The organism is Hyphomonas sp. UBA3601, assembly GCF_002375605.1.
Lineage (GTDB): Bacteria > Pseudomonadota > Alphaproteobacteria > Caulobacterales > Hyphomonadaceae > Hyphomonas.
The window spans coordinates 2,058-6,325 of sequence record NZ_DFME01000031.1 but is presented as its reverse complement, the minus strand read 5'-3'; the positions used below and the strand labels follow the sequence as shown (position 1 = coordinate 6,325).

Annotated in this window: 5 protein-coding genes; 2 read left to right on the top strand and 3 right to left on the bottom strand. The window is 58.5% G+C overall.

Going from position 1 to position 4,268, the window contains the following annotated elements; all coding sequences use genetic code 11:
• Positions 1 to 182 precede the first annotated feature (182 nt).
• Both B4F73_RS03255 and B4F73_RS03250 read right to left on the bottom strand, forming a co-directional pair.
• Entirely contained in the window at positions 183 to 962 is a 780-nt protein-coding gene (locus B4F73_RS03255; RefSeq protein ID WP_290482033.1) for a tyrosine-protein phosphatase, read from the bottom strand.
• 76 nt (positions 963 to 1,038) lie between these two features.
• Positions 1,039 to 1,869 carry a mechanosensitive ion channel family protein gene (locus B4F73_RS03250; RefSeq protein ID WP_290482491.1) on the bottom strand — a complete coding sequence of 277 codons (831 nt, stop codon included), beginning with the start codon at positions 1,867 to 1,869 and terminating at the stop codon, positions 1,039 to 1,041.
• A 200-nt stretch (positions 1,870 to 2,069) separates the two neighbouring features.
• Between B4F73_RS03250 and B4F73_RS03245 the strand changes: the two genes are divergently transcribed.
• Both B4F73_RS03245 and B4F73_RS03240 read left to right on the top strand, forming a co-directional pair.
• Positions 2,070 to 2,975, top strand: a complete 906-nt coding sequence (locus B4F73_RS03245) for an SDR family oxidoreductase (protein ID WP_290481560.1) — start codon at positions 2,070 to 2,072, stop codon at positions 2,973 to 2,975.
• A gap of 103 nt (positions 2,976 to 3,078) precedes the next feature.
• Positions 3,079 to 3,639 (top strand): YSC84-related protein, encoded by a 561-nt coding sequence (locus B4F73_RS03240; protein WP_206992347.1) that lies wholly within the window; start codon positions 3,079 to 3,081, stop codon positions 3,637 to 3,639.
• A 90-nt stretch (positions 3,640 to 3,729) separates the two neighbouring features.
• On the opposite strand, the gene B4F73_RS03235 is transcribed toward B4F73_RS03240, so the two are convergent.
• Positions 3,730 to 4,268 (bottom strand): AMP nucleosidase (locus B4F73_RS03235; protein WP_290482490.1); only part of this gene is annotated, 539 nt, incomplete at its 5' end.

Below are 4,268 nucleotides of genomic sequence, written 5' to 3'. Positions count from 1 at the left end.
CGGTATTTGCGCGCGAGCACCTGATATTCGGCCGATTTCGGCGCCTCATCCTCCCCGAACATCGAGAAGGTCTGGTCGTCGCGTTCTTCGGGGAGTTCGGAATCGCTCATCAGCCGGGACTTTAGCGACTCATGCGGCCCTGCCGCAATGGGGCGGGCTCATCTCATTTACTCACAGCAGGATTAGGTCTCGAGCAATCGGGCTCGCAAGCGCTCCTGCGCGACGTCATCCACACCCAGCACATCCGCCAGATAGGCATCGATGGTTCCATGCTTGTCGTGAATCACGTTGAAGGCGGTATCGAGATAGCGCAGCCGCACACCGAGAAACGGCCGGAACACTTCAGGTTCATATACCTTGCCGACCTGCTCATTGAAGAAGGCGGCCGCTTGCGGAAGGAATTCATCGACCTTCACGGCTGTATTCGTCAGCTCATAATCGGCGCGGAGGTCCGCTTCCTCGACGCCCAGCACATGATGTGTCAGCGCGCAGAGAATGCCCGTCCGATCCTTGCCAGCCGCGCAATTCACGAGCCCCGCGGAGTCACCCTCCAGCCCGGCCAGGTGCTCAAACCAGCCAGAGAACAGCTCAGCGTGATGAGCCTTGAACGGTGCCAGCGCGTAATAGTCGTTCATCCAGTCATCGGCCTTTTGCGCGTCCGCTTCGACCTTCTTCAGGAATTGCGCATGCGGGGCTTCATGCTCCCGGCCCCCATCATGGGTCAGCGTATTGGGCGCAGACCAGCGCGCCACGTTGCGTTCGCGCTCGTCCGGGCGGCGGAGGTCTGCCTGCAGATGGATACCCAGTGCGCCAAGTGCCCTCAGGTCTTCTTCGGTGGCCTCGGCATAGTGCCCGGACCGGAACAACCGGCCGCGCTTTACCTGTCCACCGTGGCGGGAAGCATAGCCGCCAAAGTCACGAAAGTTGCGGACGCCTTGAAGCGTGTAGATTCTCTCTGTCATGTGATGCGAGGTACCGCGCCACGCCGCAATCGTCCAGATGGGCGTCGGGGAAGGTTTTGTGACCCTCCCCTTCCGCTCAGCTGTTTTCGTTGACCACAATCACCTTGCGATGGGGAAATGGAATCTCGATGCCAGCTGCATCCAGCGCCTTCTTCACCTGCTCGGGAAGCGAATAGCGCACATCGAAGTAATGCGCGCCCTCACAGAATGGCCGCACGATGAAGTCTACCGAGCTGTCATTGAGGGTCTCGACCTCAACGAAGGGTGCAGGATCCTTCAGGATGTGAGGATGATCGGCCAGCACCTTGTCGATGGTCGCGCGGGCCTTGTCGATGTCTTCGCCATAGGCCACGCCGAAATGCATATCCACACCGCGTACCGGGTGGTGGCTGTGATTGATGATCTGGTCGCCCCAGATCTGGCCGTTGGGAATAATGATCTGCTGATTGTCGAATGTCTGAAGCACTGTGGTGAACAGGGTGATCTCGTCCACCTTCCCAAACTTCCCAGCCGCGTCAATGAAATCGCCCACCCTGTAGGGGCGGAACACCATCAGCATGACCCCCGCCGCGAGATTCGACATCGCTCCCTGCAGAGCCAGGCCGACCGCGAGGCTGGCCGCGCCGAGCAGCGCCACGATGGAGGTCGTCTCAACGCCAAAACGGTTCAAGACCGCAATGATGACAAAAGCGAGGATAACGTACTTCGCGACGCTCCCCATGAAGCGAAACAGCGTGTCGTCCAACCGCTCATTGCGTTCACCCGCATTTCGGATGCTCTTGCCGACCCGTCCGGCGATCCAGAACCCTATAATCAGGATGAGCAGGGCGAGCAGGATATTGGTCGCCCACGAGAGCGCCGACGGAAGATACTGATTTATGTCAATCTGATCGAACCAGTCTTGCATGGTTTATTCCCCTTCTTTTCAGCCACATGACTGGCAAAAGCCGGACCCAGCCTGAATATTGGCCGGGTCGATCATTCAGGCTGCGTTCACGACGCGGCAATCCGAGAGTCCAAGGGGAAACCACCAGAGACTGAAATATGAGGGGAACCGGTTGGCCTGGGCGCTGTTGAATTGAGACACACCAATTCAAAGAGGCCCCCATGACCGAGACCGTCAAATCCCAATATGACATGCGTGACCCAAGAACGCAGTACCCACAACCGCCCTTCCCCAAGCAACCGCAGGACAAGCCAGGGTTCGATCACAAGATGGAGCCAAAAGCAGATCATGGCGAGAACAGCTATCAGGGCTTCGGCCGCCTGAAGGACCGCAAGGCACTGATCACCGGTGGCGATTCGGGGATCGGTCGCGCAATTGCCATCGCCTATGCCCGCGAAGGGGCAGAGATCTGCATCAACTACCTTCCCGAAGAGAAAGAAGACGCCGACTGGGTCTGCGACCTGCTGGAAGGCGAAGGCCACGCCGTACACCGCATGCCCGGCAATCTGACCGACAAGGAATTCTGCAATACCCTGATCAAGGAAGCCCATGAGAGAATGGGCGGACTCGACATTCTGGTGAACAATGCGGGCAAGCAGGTGCGCCAACCGGGCATCGAAGACATTTCCGATGAACAGTTCGATGAAACCATGAAGACCAATGTCTATGCCATGTTCTGGCTGACCAAGGCTGCGCTCCCCCTCATGCCGCCCGGCGCGGCCATCATCAATGTTACGTCCAATCAGGGCTTCAGCCCAGCTCCCTATCTGCTCGACTACGCCACCAGCAAGTTTGCCATTCGCGGTTTCACCGAGGCCATTGCTCAGGGTGCGATCGAGCGCGGCGTCCGCGTTAACGGCGTTGCCCCGGGCCCATTCTGGACGCCGCTCCAGCCCTCCGGCGGACAAACACAGGAAAAAGTGCAGGAATTCGGAAAGGGCACGCCCATGGGTCGGCCGGGCCAGCCAGCGGAACTAGCACCCACCTTTGTCTTCCTCGCCTCGCAGGAGTCGAGCTATATCAGCGGCGAAATCATTGGCGTGACCGGTGGAAAGCCGATCAGCTGATTGATACAAGTCAACGAAAGTGCGGTATCTTGTGTCTCGCTTCCGGGAACCTTGCCCGGAATCCGGAGTTCAAGCGTACTGATGTCATGAAGGAGCAAAGTCCATGATGAAGTTTCGTTCTGCCCTGCTTGCAGGTTGCCTCGCCGCCAGTACTTCCCTCGGCCTCAGCGCCTGCTCATCCCTCCCAGACGAAGTGGACCGCGCGCAGATTGACGCTGGGAGCCGCGCCGCTCTCAACAAGCTGGTCAGCGAGAACGCCGCTGCCCGCGCCATAAACAGCCAGTCTCGCGCGGTTCTGGTCTTCCCATCCATGGTCAAGGCCGGACTGGGGGTCGGCGGAGCGTATGGCGAAGGCGAGCTGATCCGTGGTGGATCGACTGTTGATTACTACAGCTCATTCACCGGGTCCTGGGGGCTGCAGGCTGGCGCACAGTCATATGGTTATGCTGTCTTCCTGATGAATGATGATGCGGTGGACTACCTCAAGAAATCCGAAGGCTGGGAGATCGGCGTCGGACCAACTGTGGTTCTTGTGAATGCGGGCGTTGCAGAAAACCTCTCCACGTCTACACTGAAGGAAGACGCGTACGCATTTGTTTTCGACCAGAAAGGCCTGATGGCTGGCATCAGCATTGAAGGCACAAAGATTACCAAACTGCAGTAGACAGGCTTGGGCTCAGGTGAGCCAGGGCGAAGGCGCAAGGTTTTCGGTTTTCCGGGCCTTGCGCCTTTTTTTGTTGCCAGACGGCTCTGCCTATCTGAACGGTGGCTCATCAAAGGCGCGCAGTTTGCGGCTGTGCAGCTTCGCACCTTTGTCCGCCGACAAACGTTCCAGTGTTTCTATTCCGATACGAATATGCTCGCCAATGGCCCGCTCATAAAAGCGGTTCGCCGCACCCGGCAGCTTGATCTCACCGTGGAGAGGTTTGTCCGATACGCAGAGCAGCACACCATATGGAACGCGCAGGCGGAAGCCATTCGCAGCAATTGTCGCGCTTTCCATATCGATCGCAATTGCTCGGGATTTGTTGAACCGGCGCGCGGACGCAGAGAAGCGCAGTTCCCAGTTCCGATCATCCGTGGTCACAACCGTTCCGGTCCGCAACCGCCGTTTCAACTGTTTCTCGTCCTCACCCGTCACAGACGCAGCCGCCTGTTGCAGCGCGACTTGCACTTCGGCAATTGGCGGCACGGGAATTTCCGGCGGTAGAACAGCGTCGAGCACATGGTCTTCTCGCAAATAGGCATGCGCCAACACATAGTCTCCGATTGCCTGACTATGGCGCAGCCCGC

Bases quoted from the DNA above. Each gene is read 5' to 3' on its own strand.
- B4F73_RS03250 (WP_290482491.1), bottom strand. From the start codon at position 1,869: ATGCAAGACTGGTTCGATCAGATTGACATAAATCAGTATCTTCCGTCG.
- B4F73_RS03245 (WP_290481560.1), top strand. From the start codon at position 2,070: ATGACCGAGACCGTCAAATCCCAATATGACATGCGTGACCCAAGAACG.
- B4F73_RS03255 (WP_290482033.1), bottom strand. From the start codon at position 962: ATGACAGAGAGAATCTACACGCTTCAAGGCGTCCGCAACTTTCGTGAC.
- B4F73_RS03240 (WP_206992347.1), top strand. From the start codon at position 3,079: ATGATGAAGTTTCGTTCTGCCCTGCTTGCAGGTTGCCTCGCCGCCAGT.